Origin of the sequence: Salinibacterium sp., assembly GCF_031364185.1 — a bacterium.
Classification (GTDB): domain Bacteria; phylum Actinomycetota; class Actinomycetes; order Actinomycetales; family Microbacteriaceae; genus Rhodoglobus.
This window is the reverse complement of sequence record NZ_JANLVV010000113.1, coordinates 1-1331: the sequence shown is the minus strand read 5'-3', so window position 1 is coordinate 1331 and position 1331 is coordinate 1. Positions and strand designations below refer to the sequence as shown.

Genomic DNA, 1331 nt, shown 5'->3' with positions numbered 1-1331 from the left:
CATAAGCGGGGCGCGCCGGACGGTCCGCGTTATACGCCGGACGGGCGGGACGATCATTGTTGTATGCCGGACGCTCGGTGCGCGGGGCGCGATCGTTGTACGCAGGGCGGTCGTTGCTGCGCGCCGGGCGGTCGTTGCGGTCGCCATAAGCGGGGCGCGCCGGACGATCATTGTTGTACTCGGGGCGCTCCGGGCGGTCCGCCTTGTATGCCGGACGCTCGGTGCGCGGAGCACGATCATTCGCGGGGCGGTCGTTGCCGTACGCCGGGCGATCCGTTCGCGGGGCACGGTCGTTGCGGTCGCCATATGACGGGCGGGCTGCTCGGTCCGAGTTGTACGCGGGACGCGCCGGGCGGTCCGCGTTGTACGCCGGACGCTCGGTGCGACCGGGACGGTCACCGTACGAAGGACGCTCGACGGCGGGACGGTCACCGTACGAGGGGCGGTCAGGCTTGCGGTCGCCGTATGAAGGTCGGGCGCCGCGTTCCTGAGCCTGGCGGTCCTGGTAGGACGGCTTGGAGTCACGTGGGCTCCAGTCGGGGCGGCGGTCGTCGCGTGCCGAGCGGGCCGAGCCAGTGGGGCGATCGCCGGTACGGGCGGCACGGTCATCCTGGGTCCAACGCTTCTTGGGAGCGCCGGCAGCACCACCTCGGGCGCTGGATGACGGCGTTGACTTATAGGGCTTTTTGACACCGGCGGGCGGCTTCGAGAAATTAGGCATAGTTCTTTCCGGATTCTGTGTTGTGATGAATTAACCCGCGTGAATACGTCACGCGTGAGCAAACACAGAGCGCATGAAGGCACGGCACCGACTGCGTTTGATAGACGCTGCGTTGGATAGACGCGCCATGCCGTACTGAACCCGGGCGATCTTTGACCGGGGCCGTCACATACATTCGTGTGATTGTCACCAGCCCTGCATTTTCTAGAAGCAGGAGCTAGCAAACCGGCCCGCAAGACTACAAACCCATGCGCGATACTCGCACTGTCTTGAGCCGACCTCCCAACGCTACTCCATCGGGGCCGATACGGCCAGAGGGCTCGTATGCGCCCGCCTGTTCCTGCGAAGCCTGATGCGGTCGGCTCGAGTATCTTCTGCCGCAGCGCTTTTCGCCGCCACGCGCACTCCCTCGCCGCCTGCATTTCCTCGCCAAATGAAGGAGATTTTGCTCCGACACGCGCAGGCGGCCCTGGGGTGACCCGTGGTTTCCGGACAGTTCTCCTGAACTGATTGGATTGGCGCATGGTGGAACGCAGGTATTTGGGTGTGACCCCGGAGGCTCGGGCTGAGGCGGTGAAGCGGGTAGCGGAGAGCGAGAAGTCGTTATCGG

The 1331-nt window shown here is 65.4% G+C and carries 1 pseudogene; it reads right to left on the bottom strand.

Annotated elements, in window-relative coordinates:
* A pseudogene (locus RMN95_RS05240) lies at positions 1 to 721 on the bottom strand (ATP-dependent helicase); the annotation flags it as partial.
* Positions 722 to 1331: the final 610 nt, after the last annotated feature.